19 protein-coding genes are annotated in these 21,171 nt (G+C 42.0%); 8 read left to right on the top strand and 11 right to left on the bottom strand.

Going from position 1 to position 21,171, the window contains the following annotated elements; translation table 11 throughout:
• Positions 1 to 122: 122 nt before the first annotated feature.
• Together lysC and AAEY94_RS02730 are read left to right on the top strand one after the other, a co-directional pair.
• Positions 123 to 1,502 (top strand): lysine-sensitive aspartokinase 3, encoded by a 1,380-nt coding sequence (gene lysC / locus AAEY94_RS02735; protein ID WP_182743536.1) that lies wholly within the window; start codon positions 123 to 125, stop codon positions 1,500 to 1,502.
• Positions 1,503 to 1,506: 4 nt separating this feature from the next.
• Positions 1,507 to 2,625, top strand: coding sequence for a succinylglutamate desuccinylase/aspartoacylase family protein (locus AAEY94_RS02730; RefSeq protein WP_350977045.1), 1,119 nt, complete (start codon positions 1,507 to 1,509; stop codon positions 2,623 to 2,625).
• Between the two features lie 71 nt (positions 2,626 to 2,696).
• On the opposite strand, the gene AAEY94_RS02725 is transcribed toward AAEY94_RS02730, so the two are convergent.
• The 10 genes from AAEY94_RS02725 to AAEY94_RS02680 all read right to left on the bottom strand — a co-directional run bounded on the left by AAEY94_RS02725 (position 2,697) and on the right by AAEY94_RS02680 (position 13,355).
• Positions 2,697 to 3,833 (bottom strand): site-2 protease family protein, encoded by a 1,137-nt coding sequence (locus tag AAEY94_RS02725; protein ID WP_101086201.1) that lies wholly within the window; start codon positions 3,831 to 3,833, stop codon positions 2,697 to 2,699.
• Positions 3,834 to 4,053: 220 nt separating this feature from the next.
• Positions 4,054 to 4,416: a DUF4144 domain-containing protein gene (locus AAEY94_RS02720; protein ID WP_162022252.1), complete on the bottom strand. Its 363-nt coding sequence runs from the start codon at positions 4,414 to 4,416 to the stop codon at positions 4,054 to 4,056.
• Positions 4,417 to 4,459: 43 nt separating this feature from the next.
• Positions 4,460 to 6,127 carry a flagellar assembly protein A gene (locus AAEY94_RS02715; RefSeq protein ID WP_350977041.1) on the bottom strand — a complete coding sequence of 556 codons (1,668 nt, stop codon included), beginning with the start codon at positions 6,125 to 6,127 and terminating at the stop codon, positions 4,460 to 4,462.
• 177 nt (positions 6,128 to 6,304) lie between these two features.
• Positions 6,305 to 7,351: a methyltransferase gene (locus tag AAEY94_RS02710; protein ID WP_350977038.1), complete on the bottom strand. Its 1,047-nt coding sequence runs from the start codon at positions 7,349 to 7,351 to the stop codon at positions 6,305 to 6,307.
• Positions 7,352 to 7,457: 106 nt separating this feature from the next.
• Positions 7,458 to 8,732 (bottom strand): alkaline phosphatase, encoded by a 1,275-nt coding sequence (locus AAEY94_RS02705; protein ID WP_242445122.1) that lies wholly within the window; start codon positions 8,730 to 8,732, stop codon positions 7,458 to 7,460.
• 101 nt (positions 8,733 to 8,833) lie between these two features.
• On the bottom strand, positions 8,834 to 9,787 hold the full coding sequence (gshB, locus tag AAEY94_RS02700) for a glutathione synthase (RefSeq protein WP_101086196.1): 954 nt from the start codon (positions 9,785 to 9,787) through the stop codon (positions 8,834 to 8,836).
• Between the two features lie 43 nt (positions 9,788 to 9,830).
• Entirely contained in the window at positions 9,831 to 10,571 is a 741-nt protein-coding gene (gene rsmE / locus AAEY94_RS02695) for a 16S rRNA (uracil(1498)-N(3))-methyltransferase (RefSeq protein WP_101086195.1), read from the bottom strand.
• Positions 10,572 to 10,620: 49 nt separating this feature from the next.
• Positions 10,621 to 11,322: an endonuclease gene (locus tag AAEY94_RS02690; RefSeq protein ID WP_350977257.1), complete on the bottom strand. Its 702-nt coding sequence runs from the start codon at positions 11,320 to 11,322 to the stop codon at positions 10,621 to 10,623.
• 157 nt (positions 11,323 to 11,479) lie between these two features.
• Entirely contained in the window at positions 11,480 to 12,091 is a 612-nt protein-coding gene (locus AAEY94_RS02685; protein ID WP_335690594.1) for a SprT family zinc-dependent metalloprotease, read from the bottom strand.
• 82 nt (positions 12,092 to 12,173) lie between these two features.
• A complete protein-coding gene (locus tag AAEY94_RS02680) occupies positions 12,174 to 13,355 on the bottom strand; it encodes a PA0049 C-terminal domain-containing protein (RefSeq protein ID WP_350977034.1) in 1,182 nt (393 codons plus the stop codon).
• Between the two features lie 571 nt (positions 13,356 to 13,926).
• Between AAEY94_RS02680 and AAEY94_RS02675 the strand changes: the two genes are divergently transcribed.
• The 6 genes from AAEY94_RS02675 (at position 13,927) to AAEY94_RS02650 (ending at position 20,033) form a co-directional block, all read left to right on the top strand.
• Positions 13,927 to 15,252 (top strand): sigma-54 dependent transcriptional regulator, encoded by a 1,326-nt coding sequence (locus tag AAEY94_RS02675; protein WP_162022259.1) that lies wholly within the window; start codon positions 13,927 to 13,929, stop codon positions 15,250 to 15,252.
• A gap of 220 nt (positions 15,253 to 15,472) precedes the next feature.
• The gene (locus AAEY94_RS02670; protein WP_335690597.1) at positions 15,473 to 16,090 is read left to right on the top strand and encodes a FapB/FapC family functional amyloid domain-containing protein; all 618 of its coding nucleotides are present in this window, start codon (positions 15,473 to 15,475) and stop codon (positions 16,088 to 16,090) included.
• 25 nt (positions 16,091 to 16,115) lie between these two features.
• A complete protein-coding gene (locus AAEY94_RS02665) occupies positions 16,116 to 17,186 on the top strand; it encodes a FapB/FapC family functional amyloid domain-containing protein (protein ID WP_101086189.1) in 1,071 nt (356 codons plus the stop codon).
• Positions 17,187 to 17,240: 54 nt separating this feature from the next.
• Positions 17,241 to 17,945 carry a C39 family peptidase gene (locus tag AAEY94_RS02660; RefSeq protein ID WP_242445110.1) on the top strand — a complete coding sequence of 235 codons (705 nt, stop codon included), beginning with the start codon at positions 17,241 to 17,243 and terminating at the stop codon, positions 17,943 to 17,945.
• Positions 17,946 to 17,955: 10 nt separating this feature from the next.
• Positions 17,956 to 18,669: a hypothetical protein gene (locus AAEY94_RS02655; protein WP_101086188.1), complete on the top strand. Its 714-nt coding sequence runs from the start codon at positions 17,956 to 17,958 to the stop codon at positions 18,667 to 18,669.
• 29 nt (positions 18,670 to 18,698) lie between these two features.
• A complete protein-coding gene (locus tag AAEY94_RS02650) occupies positions 18,699 to 20,033 on the top strand; it encodes a transporter (RefSeq protein ID WP_162022260.1) in 1,335 nt (444 codons plus the stop codon).
• 162 nt (positions 20,034 to 20,195) lie between these two features.
• Here the strand turns inward: AAEY94_RS02650 and AAEY94_RS02645 are convergent, their stop codons facing one another.
• The gene (locus AAEY94_RS02645; RefSeq protein ID WP_101086187.1) at positions 20,196 to 21,107 is read right to left on the bottom strand and encodes a LysR family transcriptional regulator; all 912 of its coding nucleotides are present in this window, start codon (positions 21,105 to 21,107) and stop codon (positions 20,196 to 20,198) included.
• Positions 21,108 to 21,171: the final 64 nt, after the last annotated feature.

The following is a 21,171-nucleotide window of genomic DNA, read 5'->3' as shown; positions in this document are numbered from 1 at the left end:
CCTTCTATAAGGGTGCGTTATCTTAGCACCAGGCTCTTCGAACGTAGTGTGTTCGGAGCGTATATCATGTTAGTAAATCACATCTTATTTTTGAGTCTTTCGCAAACAGCGGAGGCATCAGTATGAGCTTTGTTCAGTCTGAAATAGATACCCCAGAATTAGTCGTTGCCAAATTTGGCGGCACCTCAGTTGCTGATTACGCCTCTATGAGCCGTTGTGCAGATATTGTGTTGGCTAATCAAGCTACTCGCCTTGTGGTAGTAAGCGCCTCCAGCGGAGTGACCAATTTATTAGTTGAGTTAACTCAAGCTAATGTGAATGACGAGCGTCGCTTGGTATTGCTTAAGCAAATTGCTCAAATTCAATATGCGATATTAGATGAACTCGGTCGTCCGCAAGACGTGGCAGCCAGTATTGATAAAATACTCAGTCGGATGTCAGTACTCAGCGAATCGTTAGAGCTGAATCGCAGCAAAGCGGTTATGGACGAGTTACTGTCGACGGGAGAGCAATGTTCATCGATTTTATTTTCTGCGGTTATTCGGGAAAAGGGCACTGCTTCAAATCATTTTGATGTGCGTCAAGTATTACGTACCGACAGTCACTTTGGTCGCGCAGAGCCACAAATTGAAGCTATTTCAATGTTAGCAGGTGACTTTTTACAGCCATTACTTGCGCGTTACGTTATCGTTACCCAAGGCTTTATTGGTGCGGATGAAGAGGGACGAACAACAACATTAGGCCGTGGTGGTAGTGACTATTCGGCGGCATTACTTGCCGAAGCGCTTCGTGCTACAGCGGTTGAGATTTGGACCGATGTGGCCGGTATTTATACCACTGACCCACGCCTTGCCCCCAATGCCCGCCCGATTGCTGAAATTAGCTTTAATGAAGCGGCTGAGATGGCGACCTTTGGCGCTAAAGTATTGCATCCCGCCACCATTTTACCGGCAGTAAGACAAAAAATTCAGGTGTTTGTAGGTTCAAGTAAAGCGCCTGAAATGGGCGGAACTTGGATCCGTCATCAAGTTGAAGATACCCCAGTGTTTAGAGCGGTGGCGTTACGCCGCGATCAAACTTTACTTAACTTGCATAGCTTGCAAATGTTACATGCTCAGGGCTTTTTGGCAGAAACGTTCGCGACCTTGGCGCGACACAAAATATCCGTCGATTTAATCACGACCTCGGAGGTTAACGTATCGTTAACCCTAGATAAAACGGGTTCAGATTCAAGTGGCCAGGGCTTACTCAGTGAGTCGTTATTACAAGAGTTATCGCAACATTGTCGTGTAAGAGTCGAGGAAGATTTAGCGTTAATCGCCATCATCGGTAATCGCATAGCATCAACGGCTGGCATTTGTAGTAGGGTGTTTAAAGTGCTTGAAAACCATAATGTTCGGATGATTTGCCAAGGCGCAAGCCCACATAATTTATGTGTGTTGGTTGCAGAGTCGGAAGCGGCGCAAGTGGTTAATGCTTTGCACCAAAACCTGTTTGAGTAATCATATGACTAAAGCAATACAATCGTCAGTTCAAGTTGGAGAACTGGCGACAGGACACGCATTGACCGTTCCAGTATATTCATTCATTGGTAGCGAGAGTGTTGCGCCTAGCGTGTATATTCAGGCCAATGTTCATGGTGCTGAAGTGCAAGGTAATGCTGTGATTTATCAACTGATGACCTTATTGGAAGGTTACCAGGTTTTAGGTGATATTACGCTTGCTCCCTTAGCCAATCCTTTAGGGATTAATCAAAAGAGTGGTGAGTTTACTCTAGGGCGTTTTGATCCCATTACAGGGGTTAATTGGAACCGCGAGTACTTTGATCATCAAGTCGATATTCAAACTTGGTATGCCGAGCACCAACGTTTAACCAATAGTGAGCTGTTTTGCGCCTATCGTTCAATGTTGGTAGAAACTTGCCTGGCGCGCCTAACTCATTCTTTTGGGATTTCAACAGGTCATCGGTTAGCAGTAAATTTACAGGCTATGGCACATCAAGCAGACATAGTGCTTGATTTGCATACCGGCCCTAAGTCGTGCAAACACTTGTACTGCCCTGAGTATGATATTGATGCGGCGAGATTTTTCTCGATCCCGTATACCTTGGTTATCCCCAATAGTTTTGGTGGTGCGATGGATGAAGCTACCTTTTGCCCTTGGTGGCAGTTAACCGAGTATGCAGCCAGTCAAGGCCGTGAATTTTCGGTACCTGTGTCAGCATTTACCTTAGAGCTTGCAAGCCAAGAACGGATTGATTTAGCTGACGCGTTAGAGGATGCCAAAGGCATACTGGCTTATTTAAGTCACCGTGGCGTGATTGCTGAAAAAGTTTATCCAGCCAGTATGGAAAGGTTTGGGTGTTACTTGAAGGATTATAAGAAGTTTCATGCACCTAAAGCTGGCTTAATTGAATATTGTGCCAGTGTCGGTGAACCATTAACCGCAGGCAAATCTTTAGCGAACATTTTACGCATAGATTTGTATGGTACTGAACAGGCTTACCAAGCCATTAGTTTACCCATGGATTGTGTGCCTATTTTGCATTTTGCTTCTGCGTCGGTACTCCAAGGCACAGAGTTGTATAAGGTGATGACTAATGTGTTTCCATTACAGCCTAGTTGATTAACTGCTTTGGCTAAGTAAAACAAAAACGCCTGCAATTGCAGGCGTTTTTGTCGATGCGTAAATTGCAATTAACTGCCTAAAATCTGTAGCGGAATCGCTAACATTTCGTTACCAGAAGCAGCAAAATACCAAATAATGCCCACTAAACTTGCTACCGTGAGTAAATACCATACGGTAGAGAAAATTTGCCCGTAACGATCTAACGGCAATAAATGACTTTGATGGCGACCGCGCCATTCAAATACAATTTCTACACTGCCGATCAGTAACAAAAAGCCCAGCAAGGCGAGCCCTAAGCTATAGCTAATGAACACACCGATAGCGGCACCAGCAATACAAGCCACTAGACCGACAACACTATTCATTGAAAAGCTGATGCTTTTTAAAATATGACCGCCATCGAGAGGTAAAATGGGCAGTAAATTAAACAAATTTAGCAGCGCATTGAATGTTGCTAATCCGGCAAAGAATATGTTGCCTGTTAGCCAATAAAGTCCAAGTGAGATAATCGATAAAATGAGTCCAAAAGTGGGGCCCATAATCGAAATATACACATCTTGCCAGCGGGTGTTGATACGTTCATCACTTAGCGCTAAGCCGCCCACAAAAGGGATTAAATAGATCCCTTTGGTTTTCATGCCGAAATGTTTCATCGCTCTAATATGGCCATATTCATGAAACACTAAGCAGCCGATGAGGGCTAAGGCAAATTCAAATGAAAATAACCATGAATAGGCGGCAACACTGGCTCCCGCAAAAAGGACTTTAACCACCTTGGCACTTTTTAGTAGCTTAAAACCTAATGATGCCAGTCCAACAACACTGAGCTTTTGGTTTTTTACTGCTGCAATTTCAGGTGTTTGACGCTCAATATCTTCAACGGTTCGTTGACCTTGGGTTATGGATTCATCATCTATTAATAAACAATAATCCAGTTGAAACGGTTGCCAGTTAACATCGATTTCTAATCGTACCGGTAGTGAACCAATATTGGGTTTAACGGGTTCGTCGTGGTTGATATTTGTTTCAGTCGGTACCGACGTTTGAGTGGTCAGTTCAAATGAATGAATATGAAAGGCTTGGTCACTAGCGCTTGCAGACTTTTGTGATACCAGTTGATTGTCCCAATAAAGTTGCTGCCAGCCCGCAATCGAGCCTTCTAGTCGCAGACGTTTACCTAGACATTCAATATTTAGTAATTCCATTAAGGATTCTCAGGGTTTATGGACAGTGAGCATAGAGGCATTTTGCCAGAGCTGTGTGTGTTGCTCAATGGGTTTTACCATTATATTCGTTAATCATTAGCTTAGATTTATGATTGAGTGATTAAGGTAAGTAACATGAGTCTGTTGTTGGTAAATTGAAGGTTAGTAATGCTAAAAAAGGAGGTGTTATGTGCTGTTAATCTTCAGTCTGAATACGTTGTTAATACAGATGTTCTAATTCAGCCACGGTCGCAATACCTTGCTCTATGGTGGTAAAGACAATTTTTGCACTGCAGCAATGTCCTTGAAACTGACCATACTGGCGTACCAGTGGCAGTAACTGTAACACGCTCATATCTTGACTTAGCTTAACCAGTACAGGCAGTTCAGCCACGCTGGGATCCTGTGGCGGATGTTTCTGGATGCTATACACATGGCCGGCATTGTCGATGAGTTTATCTTCAGCGTGGACGGTAAATTGGTTGGCGCAAATAAAGCCCAACCAATCTTGATAGTTAACCAGATACATTAGCTCATCATCTTGATCAAACTGCAGTATGGCCGGCCAATGTATCTGTTGCATAGTTATCTGTTTGTCCACTTTTTATTGTCTTACCAACTGATTGTTATCGATTACTGTAATCGAATGATACTTCTTGATTGACGTTTTTTACAATACACGGCCCATGTTCACGTTGGCTGCGATTGAATGCCGCACCTATATGAATTTCGACGTTGGTGAAAATGTGTTTTTCAGCTTTGATGACGTAATTATTATAGTAGCCTTCAACTTCGTTAAGATGTTGAGTGTATTCTAGTTCTTCTTTCATACGTTCTTCTGCCATTTGATTTTTTTGCTCGAGCATCATTTTGACTTGCTCAATCATGCCGGCATCGCTTTGCCATTCCGTTTTGGGCGGTAATTTACGTAATCTTGCTTCTATTTCTAAGCCCGCAACAACCATGCCTTTAATACTGTCATCTAACTCTTTAAGTTCTTGCTTTAATTCACCATGATGCATGGCACAAAACAATTCCGTTTTAGTGCCGGCGGTAGCACCAAATGCAATGGCTCTAATGCCTTTTGCTGCAGTAGCAATGCCGCCGATTAAGTCACCTCGTCTTGCTTGGGCATCACTGACGGTAATAGTGTCACCTGAGGTTGAGTGACTGTGAAGTAACTGCTTGGTGACTAGAATATTGCCTAGGGCCTCTAAATGGGAATACTGCACAAACTGGGCACAAATTTGTCCGGTAGCTTTTATTTTAGTGCTGAGATCGTGCTCTTTAATTAAACGGCCAATAACACCTTTACTGACAATGACATCACCTTGAGCTTCAATAGACGCGGACTCAACAAAGCCCATTACCGTTACGTCACCGCTAGCTTTTACTTCCATACCTTCGTGCACATCGCCAGTGATTAAAACACTGCCTTTAAAATTAACGTGGCCATAGCGAACGTCTACATCTTTAATTTGCAGCATATCGTCAACTTGCATACCGCTGCGATTTTCAACTGGCTGACCAGACACTGTGGCGATGAGTTTATGTTGATCTTTAGGGTGTAAGCTGGTGCCTGTGCCTGGTTCCATTGGTTTATCTTTACCAGGAATTTGTTGCAGTATATCGCCGTGAACATTAAAACCAGGGGTGCCGATGGTTGAAGGGTTTTTAACCATCAGTAAATCATTGGGCTTAACGGTAATTAGTGCGCCTAAATTACGCATGTCGACCGAGCCGTCTTCGCGTTCTTGTGGTTGTAATAAGCGCTCACGAGCTAAGGCGACTTTTCGGGTTAATATCGCATTGTCGCCGTTAACGGCTGCTTTACCGCAAGCTATGACGCCTTCACAGGTTTCTCCTGGTGGCAATATCGACAAACGCTGCATTAATGCCATGATTTTAGGTTTACTCAATCCCATTTTAATTTTTTGAGTTTTAAGGGTATTAAGTACATCTGGCAGGGTAATATCTTTGCCGCCCCAAGCTGAAGTGATTTTCATACTGGCTTGCATTTTATCGTCACTGACACTGATATTAACGATACCGTCTTTACGTTCGGCAATGGCAAAAAAGAGTTCGTGAGTTCCGGAGTTTTGACCGCATAGAGCATTAACTTCCGCTACCGCTTTAGCAATTGCAGGGGCAATAGGAAACAGCATAGCAAAAGCCGCCTGTGTGAGTAAGGCGTTAATATCCTCTGCTGACACTGGGCCGTGAGTATTGGGAATTATACGTAATTCCACTTTATTTTTATCAGCACTTAGTGCGACGATTGAGGGCTCTAACATAACATCCTTTGTTTTTATTTTTATATCAGGTCATAACAGGCAAATAGAATACCAACGAAATGAATTACAAAATGTGCGTTATTTTGCCTTTAAGCCAATTTAGCTGATATTAATCTGCATTTCCAGCAGTAAGCTTGCTTTGTCGCTTATAAGTGAAGCGGTTTGAGGTGCGGAGTATTATTGGTATAAGTGTTGATGGAAATACAATTTATACTTATTGTTTTCCGCTACCACATTCACTTTGCCAAAATGCGTCGCTATCGTCTCTGAATAAGGCAAATGGCGATTAGCGACAATCTGCCATACACCTTGTGATGTCAGCCTAATAGCACTTTGTTGGACAAATTGCGTGGCAATATCAGTCGTGCTGGTTAACCCATCATGAAATGGCGGGTTGGAGATAATACCATCGAACTTGCCTGAGATTTGATTAAACCCATCTGAAGGATAGACCTTTGCCTGCATACTATTGGCTGCTAGGGTTAATTCACATGAGAGTAACGCCATTGCATTGATATCAATGCACTCAATGGTTAACTCTGGATTGGCTTTTAGCAATGCAGCTGTAATGACCCCTGCACCACAACCAAAATCGAGTACTCTGCCGCGTAAGTTATCCGGTAAATGTGACAGCAGTAATTCGGTCCCCTGATCGAGACGTTTCTCGCTGAAAACACCGACAGTATTACAAATTTGCAGTGTTCCCTGTGGGGTTTCTAGTGAATATTGGCTTACCCAATCGCTTATGGATAGCGTTGGTGCTGCTTGGGTTAAATAACTGACATACACTAGACAATGGCGGGCATTATCTTGCTTGATCGGGGTTGAGTAATAATCAGGTGTGAGTTTATCAATTGATTTAACTCCACCTTTATTTTCACCCACAATCATCAATTGGCCATCGATATTTAAATGTTGTGCAGCCAGTTGCAGTAAATAGCCCATTAAGGGTTTAGCTTTTGGAAAGTAAATAATGACGCTATCAAATTTTGCATCAGCTAATGACTCAGGCAGTTGATGGCCAAAATAGCATTGTAATTTTTCATTAGCGCAAGAGGATAATGTGAGGTGATGATTAAAGTCTAGCGCTAGGGCGGTGACATTATCGGCAAACTCAAGACATTGATGTGCAAAGGTATCAGCTTCATAATTGAGCACTAACACATTGTGTTGCTGAAAGTATTTGCTGTTTCTAATTAACGCTTGAGAAGGATTTGTTAACACGTCGGTTGCTCATAATGCTAGTGATAAGATAAACACGCTGATATTAACACAACCCCCACTTCGATAACGGGGATTGTGTTAGACATAGTCGTCAGTCAGTCAGTGATTAAGGTGTTTGCACCGATTGCGGTAGTAAGCTAAACATCTTAATCGCAATATCAATATTGTCTTGATGACCGCTAAATAATCTCGCACCTGGGCCTTCTGCAAAGACTTGAACATCCATCGCGGTATGACCGCCACTTGTCCAACCGGTATTCGATTCAATATCAATGAGTTTACGCAGTGCGATTGATAATGGCTCATTACCTTGCATGCGTGCGCTTTGTAATTGACTGTATTGGGCTTCATTTGGTGTAAAACCAAGTAGCGTCGCCGTTAAAGGTTGCCAGTTATCTTCGGCAATGGCACGGGTAGCAATGACATCAGGGCTGGCTTGAACCTTATGCAGTACTTCAGGGTGCCATTCGTATTTGTCATGTGCACCAACTGATAATCCACCGGTATTATGATCTGCTGTCACAACCATAAGGGTGTCTTTACTTTGGCGAACAAATTGTTCAACCACTTCGATAGCGGATGCAAATTCATCCATTTCACCCATCGCGGTAGCAATATCGTTACTGTGACCTGCCCAGTCAATTAAGCTGCCTTCTACCAATAACACAAAACCTTGTTCATTTTGTGATAGTAAATCTAATGCCTTTTGGGTCATATGGCTGAGTTTATGCGCTTGTTTATCATTAATCACCCAAGGCAATTGTACATCAGCAAACAGCCCCAATACTTTTGGCGTAGTCACTGATTCTAGCTCAGAGAATTCAGTGATGTGTTGGTAGCCTTTCGCGCTAAACTGCTCAAGTAATGTTGGGGTGAAATATTGCTGGCCACCACCAAGAATCACATCAGCATCAGATGCTAAATAAGCTTCTGCAATGTCTATGTAATTACTACGGCTTTCGTTATGAGCCAAAAATGCTGCCGGTGTAGCATGGTTTACTTGGGAGGTAACCGCTACGCCAGTAGATAAGCCTAATGCTTTAGCTTTTTCCATTAAGGTTGTGAGTGGGCGTTTTTCGGTATCAACGGCAATGGCACCATTATAACTTTTAACTCCAGTTGATAATGCAGTGGCAGATGCGGCAGAGTCGGTGACATAGCCACTGATAGAAGCTGGGTAAGTGCTTGCCATACCAACGAGTAAGCGATCAAAAACCGTTTGTTCAATCTCTTCCGTTTCAGGATTATCTTTATAGTAACGATAAGCTGTGGTGTAAGCCGGTCCCATACCATCACCAATCATAATGATAATATTTTTGGGTCTTGATGGACCGACGGTTGGCACATTATTGCTTGCTGTATTAGCGACTACAGGTGACATAACGACTTCATCAGCCATTGCACCCGTTACGATCAAGCTAGATACCAATAATAATCTACCGATTATCCGTTGGTAGGTAGATAAAAAATGCATGATTAATCCTATTTTTGCTGACTAATACGGGCTTCGATGGCATCCATAAGCATGCCGGTAATATTAACGTCGAACGCTGCTTCAATTTCTTTAATGCAGGTTGGACTAGTCACATTTATTTCAGTTAACTTATCGCCAATAACGTCTAAGCCGACAAAAATAAGGCCACGCTTTTTCAATTCTGGACCAATAGCACGAGCAATTTTCCAATCACTTTCCGATAATGGTTGGGCTACACCACTACCGCCAGCAGCTAAGTTGCCACGGGTTTCACCTTTCATCGGGATACGGGCTAATGCATAAGGTACCGGTTCACCGTCCACCACTAAAATACGCTTATCACCTTGAGTGATTTCTGGAATAAAGGCTTGCGCCATCGCGTATTGTTGACCATAACTGGTTAATGTTTCGATAATCACGCCAACGTTAGGGTCATCTTTTTTCACTCTAAAAATAGACGTACCGCCCATACCATCTAGCGGTTTTAAAATGATGTCTTGTTTTAGCTGGTGGAATGCTCTGATGCGTTTAGCATCGCGGGTAACAATAGTGTCTGGGGTAAATTCAGAAAACCATGCTGTAAACAGTTTTTCATTGGCATCACGTAAGCTTTGCGGTTTGTTAACAATCAATACGCCTTCTTCTTCCGCACGTTCGAGCATATAAGTCGCGTAGATGAATTCGGTATCAAATGGTGGATCTTTACGCATTAAGATCACATCAAGTTCGGCTAAGGGAGTATCAACTGACTCGCCTAAGGTAAACCATTGATCAGCATCTTGCTTAACCGACAATTCACGCATCGTGGCCATGGCTTTGCCGTTGACCATCGCAAGGTCATGCATTTCCATATAAAACAATTGGTAGCCGCGTGCTTGTGCGTCCAATAACATCGCAAAGCTCGAATCTTTTTTGATGTTTATGTCGCTAATCGGGTCCATAACAATACCGAGCTTAATCATGTGTGTATCCTTTAATAATGTGCAGGGAAGATATCGGTTTAATTTAACCAATATCGCCAAATTTAACTTGTAATGCGGTAATGGCAGTTAATGACGCTGTTTCAGTTCTAAGTACCCTTGGTCCCAATAAAATATCGGTAAAATGTTGGGTTTCGGTCATGGCAATTTCTTCGTCAGATAAACCGCCTTCTGGGCCAATTAATAATCTTACTTTGTGGTGTTGACCGGATAACTGCAAACCATTAATACCGTGTGAGGCTCTCGGGTGCAAATTCAGTTTTAAGGCTTCGGTGGATTCTTCACACCATTGTGCCAATGTCATTGCAGGACGAACAACCGGAACAATACTGCGGCCAGATTGTTCACAGGCACTGATAACAATTTTTTGCCATTGTTGCAGTTTTTTGTCTAAGCGCTCACCACTCAGTTTGACACCACAACGATCAGAAAATAACGGAGTAATGGTTGTTACACCCAACTCTACTGACTTCTGAACCGTAAACTCCATCCGGTCTCCGCGTGAAATCACCTGGCCTAAATGTAAGTCTAACGGCGATTCACTGTTGTTAGCCTCACAACTTAAGACCGTGACAGCAATCGATTTCTTACTGGTTTCAATAATTTCAGTTAAGTAATCATTGCCGTCACCGTTAAACAAGCTGATGCGATCGCCCATTCCCATGCGCAATACTCGGCCAATGTGGGCGACACCATCCTCATCTAATTGAAGAGTTTGCCCTTGTTGTAAATTGTCTAGGGGCTGAAAAATGCGTGGGACTCTCATCAGTGTTGACCTTATTTAACCAATTGTTCAAGGGGAGCTTAATCGTCAATTAACGAACTAAGCCGTTATTTTGGCATTGTTTGAATACAAAATCATTATGATTACCTTGGTTAGCAGCGATTAAGGTATCACGCTTGCACTCAGTTGCCGTCACTGGCTGCATTTTGTCCCATGCACTAAACAGTTTTTGTTGGCTACTGCTAATTTGTAGACCATAGGTTTGTTGCATATAGAGGTAAGTGCGAGCGATAGGACCTCTTGCTCGTTTAGGCGGTTGTGCTTTGCGGCCTTTAAAGTCGACAATCATTTCACATTGTCCGTATTGATTCGCTTTTCCACCCCAATCACTAAACCTAAAGTTGCTGCGATCGCCATTGACCTCACCAACAGCAGGAACGAGATTATGTAAATCGGCTTCCATTTTTTTGAATTGCTTGTTGTTTTTACCACAATTCTTACGGCCGCCGTCTTGCCAACATTGCAGTTGATGACCAAATTCCCAAGCGGGAACCACGTGCTCCCATTCGATACGGTTTGCTCTAATAATTTGTTTTCTAACCTGATAGCCACAGCTAGCATGATCTGCTTGCCATAATTTGCCTGCTATGGCGATGTCGCAGCCGCAATAAAAAGTACTGAGGGGTAGGTGTTGTTGGTAAATCTTTTTAGCCACTTTTTTCGCTTTACCAAAACTACTTGGATGTTCTGCCGCGATAAGTGTGGATGAAAAAATGCCGCACAGAAGCGACACCCAAAATAACCAAGAGTGTGTGGATGATAAGCGCAAAATTAAACCCTAAAATTAACAAAAATATCATTACAGCGCAGGCTTAACCTGTCATTTTGGCTGATGTTAAGCCATCAGATGCGATGACGCAATTGATACCGTTTATTATTCCGAGCAAAGGTTATTTAGGGTTAAAAGGGGTTAATGTTTGTTGGCAGCGGCGACAGCGATATTGAGTTTGGCCACGGACAATTCTGTTGTGACGTCTTATGGTTAAGTTGATGCTGCCACAACCGCAAAAATATTCGAATTGTTGGCCACTGACAGACTGAGTATTGAGTTGGTGAGTGGTCTTGGGAGTAATATTAAATGTCGTCAGCATTACGCTCTGCCATTCTTTACCATGAGGTCTTACTTTACCAAAGAGATGGAAACAGACTAAATGGCTAATTTCATGCGGAACAACTTCGTTAATAAAAATATCCGGATTTTCAGCCAGTAACACCGGGTTAAAGCGTAATTTATTGGTTTGTAAATGTGCTGTGCCGGCGCTTTTTCCACGTAAGCTGAAATGCACACTAGGGCGTGGGAATTGACGTTTAAAATGTTGTTCGGCTAATAGGTAGTCCGTTTCGACTTTGGCCAAGATCTGCTGTTGTAAAGGATCACTAACGGAAGCGTTCAGCGATGGGTGGGTTAGAGAGCCCACTGATAACGAAGACTCCTTTTCGTGGATATCTTGCGTTAATACTTGGTGTGCGCGCTGCGTGAGATTAAAAATACTTTTAAACATGTTGAATTGCTTCACTTGCCTGAATGATTAATGAAAGGTTCAGGCAAGTAAAGTATTGGCCTGTTAAGTTAGTTGGTAGGCATTACAGTGTGCTCGCCGCTGCAGTTATCATGGCGCGTATTTGCTCGACAATGTCTGACTCTACTTGCGAGTCGTAACCTTTAATACGTGGAGTATGAATGTGTCCTACCGGTAAATTCAAGTTAAATTGATCTCGAAGTAAAATACTGCGATAGGAAATTTCATTGGATAAATAGCCGCCACCAGAGCCTTCTACAGAAATTTCTTTTTGTAGTTCAGCCAGTGATGATGCTTTAAATTGTCCCCGAGATAAGGTGCTAATTTGATTATTGTCATTAACACTCCAATGCCCTTTCACTGCCGCCATTGCTTCAACGGGCAAAGAGAATTGCACAAACTCAGGGCCATTTAATTTGCCATCGGCAGAGGTTCCACCGTTAAATAATGGCGCTTTAGGATTGCGCTGACTGGCACCCGTTAATACATTTAAATTGTCTGGAGCTTCTGCGCTGCGATTACGTCCAGGAAAGCGTTCAATGTCGAAGTTTTCACGACCCATACTAATGGTAAACACCATGTCGACACTGTCTTCACGATAAAACGGCGTGAGTAACGATTCGATAATACCATTGTCGAAATCGCTAAATCTTACTGGAATCATTACGGTTTCGATCTGGGCTTTTTTACCATTAACCTCAAAACGATAACCATCGAGTGCTAATGCAGCTAAACCTGATGGATTGCTTTGGCCAATATTTCTATCAAGGAAAAAGGGGTCAAAACCGGTCACTAAAATATTAATTTGTGTATCGGGATAAAACGTAATATCGCTAAAGCCGCGAGAGGACTTCTCAACTGCTTTGACTAAAATATCACGTTGCCAATCGACCATATTGAATCCAGCTTTTTCTTGCTTTAGGACGTTACGCATGCTTAAACGACTCCAGTACAAGGAGCGATCATCACTGTGTCCCGATTGTACATCTCGTACAGCTTGCTGCCATAACCTATGCCCTTGATGCGCTGCCATTTCGGTAACGGCTAACTCATCAGTAGATTGGGCTAACTTGACCTCTAAAGTATCACTGATCGCTTGATAACGATTAACCACATTAGGCATAGTTTGCCCCGCTTTTGATACACGCATCTCTTCAACATCTTTTGAGAGCGGCCCAGCATTAACTGCAGTAGATAAGGTTAATGCCAATGTACTTAACATTATAAAAGCACTGTGTTTAATCATGATGGTTCCTTTAGGACCCTAGATGTCTATCTTTGGGTTGCATTTAACGACTTTACTGCCCGTGAGGCGGCCTACGTTATAGTTATAACACAGTTGTTTAGAGGGTTTAATAGGACTTTAAGACTCGTGTCAGTAAATCGTTTTTAAATTATGGATTGAAGTTAACCTCTTTGGAGGTCGTTAAATGTTGCAGATATGGCGATTTAATTGCTGCTTTTTATATACTATTAGCACTTCTATACCATACTAAGATCATAAGAAAGATGTAGCTGAGATAACAGATACACTAAAGTTAGTCATCGTTACGGTTAATCTGGGGTGATAAGTCGATAAAAAGATGATTAAAAATGTACCAAGTGTGGTTCTGACTATGTATTAATATTGAATCAAATAATGATACTAGCTATGAGTGACGACATTATTGATGTATTAAATTACCGAAGATATAAACGATTAGCCAATGATCAGAGTTTATATTTCAGTAATATTATCCGGTTATATCTATAGATAAGATGCACAGGCTAACCTTGTGTTAGCACTTTGGTGCTCACTGTATCGAAAGGATATCAACATGGAACCATTACTAATGGCAGGTTTTCAGTGTAATGAGCTAAATGAAGTACTTTCTCGATTAGACTTTCAGCTTCACTACATTGATAAGTATGATCAAAATAAAATTCCCATCAATTGTGCCCTGTGTTTAATCGATCTTCGAAAAGAAAATCTCATAAATGAAATCAATTATCTGGTCAGAGAGTTAGACCCTAGGGTCCATATCATTGTACTCATCAATAAATCACAACTCGACATTGCAGCGATCACAACTTTTATTGCGCAATATGCTTGGGATTTTTGTACTAGCCCTATTGATCCTGAAAGATTAGCGAAATGCTTGGGTCATGGCATTGGTTTATCTAAATTAAAGCAACAGCATCATGTTCCACAGCCTGAATTAGCTGGCAAAGAAACCGATCCATCGGTGTATCCATCGGACGTCATGCAACAGTTATTTCGTCAAGTTGAGCGAGTTGCACCGACAGATATTCCTGTGCTCATTCGAGGAGAATCTGGCACTGGTAAAGAATTAGTCGCGACCAAACTACATCAATTATCTTCTAGGAAAGATGGACCTTTTATTACGGTTAACTGTGGTGCTATGGCTGCTGGCTTAATTCAATCGGACTTATTTGGTCATGAAAAAGGTGCCTTTACGGGAGCAACAAGTAACAGGAAAGGCAAAATTGCATTGGCTGACGGTGGTACATTATTTTTAGATGAAATTGGTGATTTACCCGCTGAGTTGCAAGTCAATTTATTGCGTTTTTTACAGGAGGGGTTGTACGACTCAGTGGGCGGCGGCATACCGCAATCGGCTGACGTGCGTATTTTAGCGGCGACTCATGTTGATTTAGAAAGCGCCATTGATCAAGGCCGTTTTAGGTTAGACCTTTATTACCGTTTGAATGGCATAACTATTATTACCCCAAGGTTAAAAGAAAGGCGTGATGATATTATCGGTTTAGCCAATCGATTTATTCGGGTGTATTCGAATGAATATGGACTTGTGACAAAGCCATTATCGCAATCAGCTTGCCATGCACTATTAAACTACCCATGGCCAGGAAATGTCCGCGAGTTAATTAATCGTGTTCGCCGAGCGGTGGTATTGTGCGACACGCCGCAGATAAGTGCACAAAACCTAGAGTTAGCTAATATCGATAAAAAACGCCACATTGCGCTATCGCTTAAAACCTTAAAAGACAATGCTGAAAAACAAGCCTTACAACAGGCTATTCTGATTGCAGACGGTCAAGTTGAGCTTGCAGCAAGTTATTTAGATATTTCAAGGGCAACCTTTTATCGACTCATGGACAAACATCGTTTACCGCTGATGTAATTGGTTTAATTGAGACACTATTTAGTTGCTTATTCAGTCTTAATATTAAGATTGTACCTAAAAATAGAATTAAGCTTTATATCAATAACCTAGCTATTTTTATTCTTAACTTTAAGAATCCCTCTTGATCTAGAAAACGCTATCTATATGAAATTTAATAACTTTCATGTTTGGCATAAGGGTTGCTATATCCTTTTATCAAATATGGAAGGAACATCTTATGGAAATCATTAGCCAGGTACATTGCAAATTGTTGCAATTATCATTGAAGCGAGCAATACAGCTCAGTGCGCTATTGCTGGTTGCTCATTCATACGCTGATGATTCAACGGTGATTGGTTCACATGTGATGCAAGGCGCAGGTCGGGCAAGTATCAACCAAGCTGCTGGCGATTTTAATATTCAGTCTAACAGCCATGCATTAGGCCAACGCACGTCTATCCAAACGATTAATTACAACCAATTATCGCAACCAACATCATTATCAGAATTTAATAAGCAACTTACTGCAGTAATAGACAGCCAAGCCTTTGCTCAATTTCAAGGCTTAGCCAGTATTAATCAAGTCAGCGGTGAGCAAAACATACAAGCTAACATAGGCAGCATTGCCATGGACTCGACCCTAGAAACCATCATAGGGCAAGGGTTGAATGATGAAGCCTTAACTCAAGTGTCGAGCCAATTGGCTCCGTCATCTTATCAATTATCACACTATCAGGCCGACATCGCTCCAGACAGTTTTTTGGATGCGCAGGGTGTGATGCAGATTAATCAAATTTCTGGTGACAATAATGTTGCCATTAACCAGTTCTCGTTGCAGTTACCAAGCGGGAATTAATAATCATCGATCGGAGGAATGGAAGATGAAAAAACTCACTCTAGTGCTAAGTATTGCAGCAATAATGAGTAGTTCTGCATATGCAAATGGAATGACAGATTCAGACAGTAGTGTTGAATTAGATAAAAAAATAGATGTATCTAAAGAGCTTAAATATAAAGGTAAAGTGACCATTGAAGGCACTATCACGGCTAATGGTTTAGGCATGGCTGTAGTTGAAAATGTACAGGAAACTAGCGCAAATTTAGTTGAAAATTATTATCACGATAATGACGCTAAAATATCTGGTAATGCGTTTGAAAACTCAAGCGGTAATATTGGTGTTAACCAAGCGGCAGGTGATTTTAATGCGCAAAGTAACTCAGCTGCATTAGCTTCTATTGATGCCGGTTTTGCTTTTGGCTCTGGTGATGCTGAAATCTTCAGTACTCAAATGGGTGGTTTTAATGGTGTGTGGAACGAAGCCTCAACTAATACATCAACCATCAATGGTGCGTCGTTCATGAATGCCTCAGGTAATATTGGTGTCAATGTTGCTGCAGGTAACAACAATATTCAGGCTAACAATATGGCCGCGTCTTCATACAATGGTCGTTTAGGTGAAGCCAGTGTGTCTAATGTGCAAAGTACTGGGCATAACGGCACGATGAATATAGGGGTTGTTCAGGATAGCGTGGAATATGTCGATGTGGATCTTGTTCTTGATGCCGGAGGAACCTATGAAGGTACGTCCGCTTTAAATGATGCCTATTATCCAGAAATTATTTTAGAAGGTGACGGAGAACATAATTCAGGAACAGGAACTGTAGTAGGTCATGTTGATTTTGATACAGAAAACCCATCTGGTGCTGAAGTGATGACCTTTGATGAAGAAGGTGATTTAGCGCTTAATGGTACCGTGAGTGGTCAATTACCTTTCTTTGTTCAAACTGTGCTTCAGAAGTCTAATAATTCTTCATTATTAGCTGGAACAGCCTTCCAGAATGCATCGGGTAACATTGGGGTTAACTTGGCCAGTGGTACGGGTAACCTTCAGTCAAATAACCTTGCTTTAACAAGCATTACGGGTCCTGCAGAGATTATTTCTGGCGAGTAAAGACCTCATGATACGTTATGAATAAGGCAGGGGGGTAACCCCCTGATTCATCTTATGCGCGACATAACTAATTTAATGATTGCACTGCTGATCATGTCCAGCTTTAGTCTCACTTATTACAGTTACTCAGCAGATATCCCATTAACGGGTGTCGTGCCGGGTATGGGAACCTATTCTAAATCTATCCAGAGTATACGTGAGCGAAAATTTGAGCATGTTATAGAGCAAAAAACCGACTTTTCATGCGGTGCCGCAAGTCTAGCTAGCTTGTTGAAATATGCCTATGACCGTCAAGATATAAATGAGCAGGAAGTGTTAATTGGCATGTTAGAGCATGCCGATCTGACATTGGTACAAGAGCAAGGATTTTCACTGCTTAATATGAAACGGTATCTGCAATCTCAAGGATTAAGGGGGCGGGGATATAAAGTCGGTGAAGCTGAAATGTTGTTGCTCAAGATACCTGCCATTGTATTACTTAATGATGGTGGCTATAGCCACTTTGTGGTTTTTCGTCGACATGATCGCGGAGAAGTCTATTTAGGCGATCCCGCATTAGGTAATAGGATCATGACAATGGATGAGTTTACTCAAAAGTGGAATGGGGTTGTATTTGTGGTTATTGGGCAAGAGTATCGACGTGATAATCCATTACTACATCCAAGAGCAAAACTAACGTTTAAGGCACTCGATCCGCTCTCACCTATGACGGATGCTGAGTTACTTGAGTTTGGTTTTTCTTATTCAGATATGCTTTAAGGAGGAAGTTATGAAACTAAGCATGATGCTATTACTGACGATTGCAGCACCTGTTATGGCCAGCTCGCCTTCATTGACGGTATTCCAACATAGCCAAGTGCTGACAGACTTTGAATTGGAATCAATGAAAGGTAAATACACTAATAATGGCCAAGATTATTACTTTGGCTTGCAGATGCAAACGCAGTTTATTCAAGATAATGGTGTCCAGCAACAAGTTGGAATGCAAATTGAGTTTTCTCAAGTCGACAATCAGCCCTCAGTGAATATTACTATCAGCGATCCCAATGCCATTAGTAGTAACAATGGGTTTCAGTTAGATGCTTTGGGTCAAACAGCAGGATTACAACAACGAATTCAAATCGCTGGGAGTAAAAACTTAGCCGTCAATGAATTAGATATGGCTCAAGGGCGATTAACCCCGCTACTGCAAGGGATTAATGTTGCCGTCGGCACAACGCTTGTGAGTAATAATGGCAACACCACGTTTTCGGCTAACGGTAATACAGTTGGCTATCAGGTCGAACTGGCCTCAGGCAGAGCCAGTCAAGGTATTAGTTATCAAAATGGCAATGGTCAGTTAGTTCAAAGCATTTTTATTGATGGACTCAGTCATGGAGTGATAAACCAGTCTACACTAAGGTATGACGGTATGCCTGTTGGACCAATTGAGTCAAATATACTTGGTAGGCAAATCAGCGATTTAACCGCACTAGGATTTTAATTCATTTTGTACAAGCCAAGGATGTATTTATGAATAAGAAATGGACCTCAGCTGTCGCAGTGATCCTGCCTGGAATATTGGCAGTACCTGCGTATGCTGCAGATACTGATCCTCAACCAGCCTTAGAAACAACCTTATCTGAACAAGATATCGCAGTACTTAAACAGAAACTGATTCAGTTGAATCAACAAATTAAATTACAGCAACAGACCATTAATCAGATGGCTCAACAGGTGCTCAAGCAAGAGGTATTAAACAGACAAGCCAGCACGAAAGATCTCGCCTCAACGACTAAGCAACCATCAACTCCATCATCTGCACCATCATCTGCAACATCGTCAGCCGAGCGACAAGATGTTCAATCAAGCCAGCAAGGCGCAATCGCTAGCAACACAACAGAACGAAAAAAAGCGCCAGACAGAGCAAGAAGTACTGATGATGTATTACAAGAAGCACATAATGTCTTCTCTCGGAAATTTACCGTAGAACCCTCATTTACCTATAGTTACTACAGCCGTAAAGATCTCATTCTTAGAGGCTTTTTAGCACTTGATGCTATTTTTTTGGGTAACTTAAACCTAGATCGTATTCGCACTAATACAACACGATTGGATCTCACTACCCGCTATACATTAAATGAAAACTGGCAGTTTGAGCTCGGTTTGCCGTATCTATATCGTTGGACTCAGTATGACTCTGTGGGGGAAGGCAACTCTAGTCAACGATATGAAACGGCTAAAATTAGTGGTGGTCAAATGGGTGATGTCAGTGGTGCAGTTTATTACCGCATTAATACTGAATCTGTAGATTGGCCCGATTGGGTATGGAACTTCAGAGTTCGCGCGCCAACGGGAAAAGATCCTTTTGGGATCTCGCTTGAAACATCTGATACCGGCAATTTAACCTATCCTACAGAAATGGCAACGGGTTCAGGTGTTTGGGGGGTATCGACAGGGTTTAGCTTAGCAAAAACGTTTGATCCTGCGATTGTGTTTTTTAATTTAAATTACGGTGCTAGTTTTAAAGAAAGCTTTGATGACTTATCTGGCGCACCAGGGTTAAGCCCCGGTGAAATTGATTTAGGCAATTATCTGGATTACAGCGTGGGATTGGCCTTTGCGGTTTCCGAACGAATGAGTTTGAGTATGAGCTTTAATCAGCGATTTTACAGTAAGACCAAACAAAGACCGGAAGGTGGAGAGTGGGAGAAAATCCCTCGTACTGACACCAACACTGCAAGCTTAGGCATTGGTGCTACGTTAGCCTTATCGCCCAATCTGTCTATGGTGACATCAATGGGTGCTGGACTAACAGAAGATTCACCAGACTACCAAATCAGTCTGCGATTTCCGTATCGATTTTAGTGCTGTTCAGAAAGCTTCGCGTTATATGTTTCTCAATCGAGATAACCTCAAACGGCTTATTTAGGCCATTTGAGGTTATTATTTGAGCTAATGATTCTGGGGTTGATGCGAGACCATATGCATAACAAAGACCCGATGGTGACCCGTTTGACGGTGTATAGTTTAACTCATCATCGAATTCAGTGATTCTTGGCTGGTATATCGTTTGGTGAAAAAGTCTAAAAAAGCACTTATATTACTGGCTAGTTGACGGCGACTTGAATACACCCCATACACTTTAAACGGTTCCATTGGCCATTCTTGTAAAATGGGCACCAAGCTTCCGGTTGCAAGTTCTTGCTTGCAACTAGTATTAGAAAGCATGGCAATACCATAATCATCCAACGCTAAACGTTTCACCATACTGGCGCTATTAACTCGCACTTTACGTTTAAAGGTCGCCATTATTTTACGGTTACCTTTACCTAATGCCCAAATGGGTGCCGACAGTGTAGTGCCGAGTAAAATGCCGTTATGCTGAGTTAATTCTTGTGGTGTTGCAGGGCTGCTGAATTTTTTAATGTAACCAGGGCTTGCAACCAAAATAGGCTGGCGTTCAAATAATAACCTGGCGACAAGATCAGATGACTGTAGTGGACCATACTTAATTGCGATATCGTAACCTTCACCCACAAGCCCGACATCGTTATCGGTAAATTGAATATCGAGTTCTATATTGGGATAAAGGCGCATAAAACTAGAACATAAATGGCCGATAACATCTTGTGAAAATGATACCGGAATGGCGATACGTAACGCACCAGAAATATCATTATGGGTGTTTTCTATGGTGGCTTTGGCCGCTTCAATTTCATGACTAATAGAATCACAATGTTGAAAAAATAATGCGCCTACTTGAGTCAGACTTAAATTTCTGGTGTCTCGTTGCAGTAATCGTACCCCGAGTTGTTCTTCTAATTGAGCAACTTTACGACTAATTGTTGATTTAGGTTGTCCGATCTCTCGTGCTGCTTGAGAGAATCCTTTTGCTCTAACAACGGCTGCAAACAGCATCATACCGTTCAAATCGGGCATTCAAACCTCACTGTCTCAATTATGGAACAAAGCGTCCAAGCTAGTTTATATGGTAATTTACCCA

Source organism: Shewanella sp. AC34-MNA-CIBAN-0136 (assembly GCF_040309945.1).
Classification (GTDB): domain Bacteria; phylum Pseudomonadota; class Gammaproteobacteria; order Enterobacterales; family Shewanellaceae; genus Shewanella.
This window is presented reverse-complemented; position numbering and strand designations above follow the sequence as displayed.

Excerpts from the sequence above, each read along its gene's own strand:
- AAEY94_RS02705 (WP_242445122.1), bottom strand. The coding sequence starts at position 8,732 with ATGTCACCTGTAGTCGCTAATACAGCAAGCAATAATGTGCCAACCGTC.
- AAEY94_RS02720 (WP_162022252.1), bottom strand. The coding sequence starts at position 4,416 with ATGCAACAGATACATTGGCCGGCCATACTGCAGTTTGATCAAGATGAT.
- AAEY94_RS02715 (WP_350977041.1), bottom strand. The coding sequence starts at position 6,127 with ATGTTAGAGCCCTCAATCGTCGCACTAAGTGCTGATAAAAATAAAGTG.
- AAEY94_RS02665 (WP_101086189.1), top strand. The coding sequence starts at position 16,116 with ATGAAAAAACTCACTCTAGTGCTAAGTATTGCAGCAATAATGAGTAGT.
- gshB (WP_101086196.1), bottom strand. The coding sequence starts at position 9,787 with ATGATTAAGCTCGGTATTGTTATGGACCCGATTAGCGACATAAACATC.
- AAEY94_RS02730 (WP_350977045.1), top strand. The coding sequence starts at position 1,507 with ATGACTAAAGCAATACAATCGTCAGTTCAAGTTGGAGAACTGGCGACA.
- rsmE (WP_101086195.1), bottom strand. The coding sequence starts at position 10,571 with ATGAGAGTCCCACGCATTTTTCAGCCCCTAGACAATTTACAACAAGGG.
- AAEY94_RS02650 (WP_162022260.1), top strand. The coding sequence starts at position 18,699 with ATGAATAAGAAATGGACCTCAGCTGTCGCAGTGATCCTGCCTGGAATA.
- AAEY94_RS02660 (WP_242445110.1), top strand. The coding sequence starts at position 17,241 with ATGCGCGACATAACTAATTTAATGATTGCACTGCTGATCATGTCCAGC.
- AAEY94_RS02725 (WP_101086201.1), bottom strand. The coding sequence starts at position 3,833 with ATGGAATTACTAAATATTGAATGTCTAGGTAAACGTCTGCGACTAGAA.
- AAEY94_RS02670 (WP_335690597.1), top strand. The coding sequence starts at position 15,473 with ATGGAAATCATTAGCCAGGTACATTGCAAATTGTTGCAATTATCATTG.
- AAEY94_RS02685 (WP_335690594.1), bottom strand. The coding sequence starts at position 12,091 with ATGTTTAAAAGTATTTTTAATCTCACGCAGCGCGCACACCAAGTATTA.
- lysC (WP_182743536.1), top strand. The coding sequence starts at position 123 with ATGAGCTTTGTTCAGTCTGAAATAGATACCCCAGAATTAGTCGTTGCC.
- AAEY94_RS02675 (WP_162022259.1), top strand. The coding sequence starts at position 13,927 with ATGGAACCATTACTAATGGCAGGTTTTCAGTGTAATGAGCTAAATGAA.
- AAEY94_RS02645 (WP_101086187.1), bottom strand. The coding sequence starts at position 21,107 with ATGCCCGATTTGAACGGTATGATGCTGTTTGCAGCCGTTGTTAGAGCA.
- AAEY94_RS02680 (WP_350977034.1), bottom strand. The coding sequence starts at position 13,355 with ATGATTAAACACAGTGCTTTTATAATGTTAAGTACATTGGCATTAACC.
- AAEY94_RS02655 (WP_101086188.1), top strand. The coding sequence starts at position 17,956 with ATGAAACTAAGCATGATGCTATTACTGACGATTGCAGCACCTGTTATG.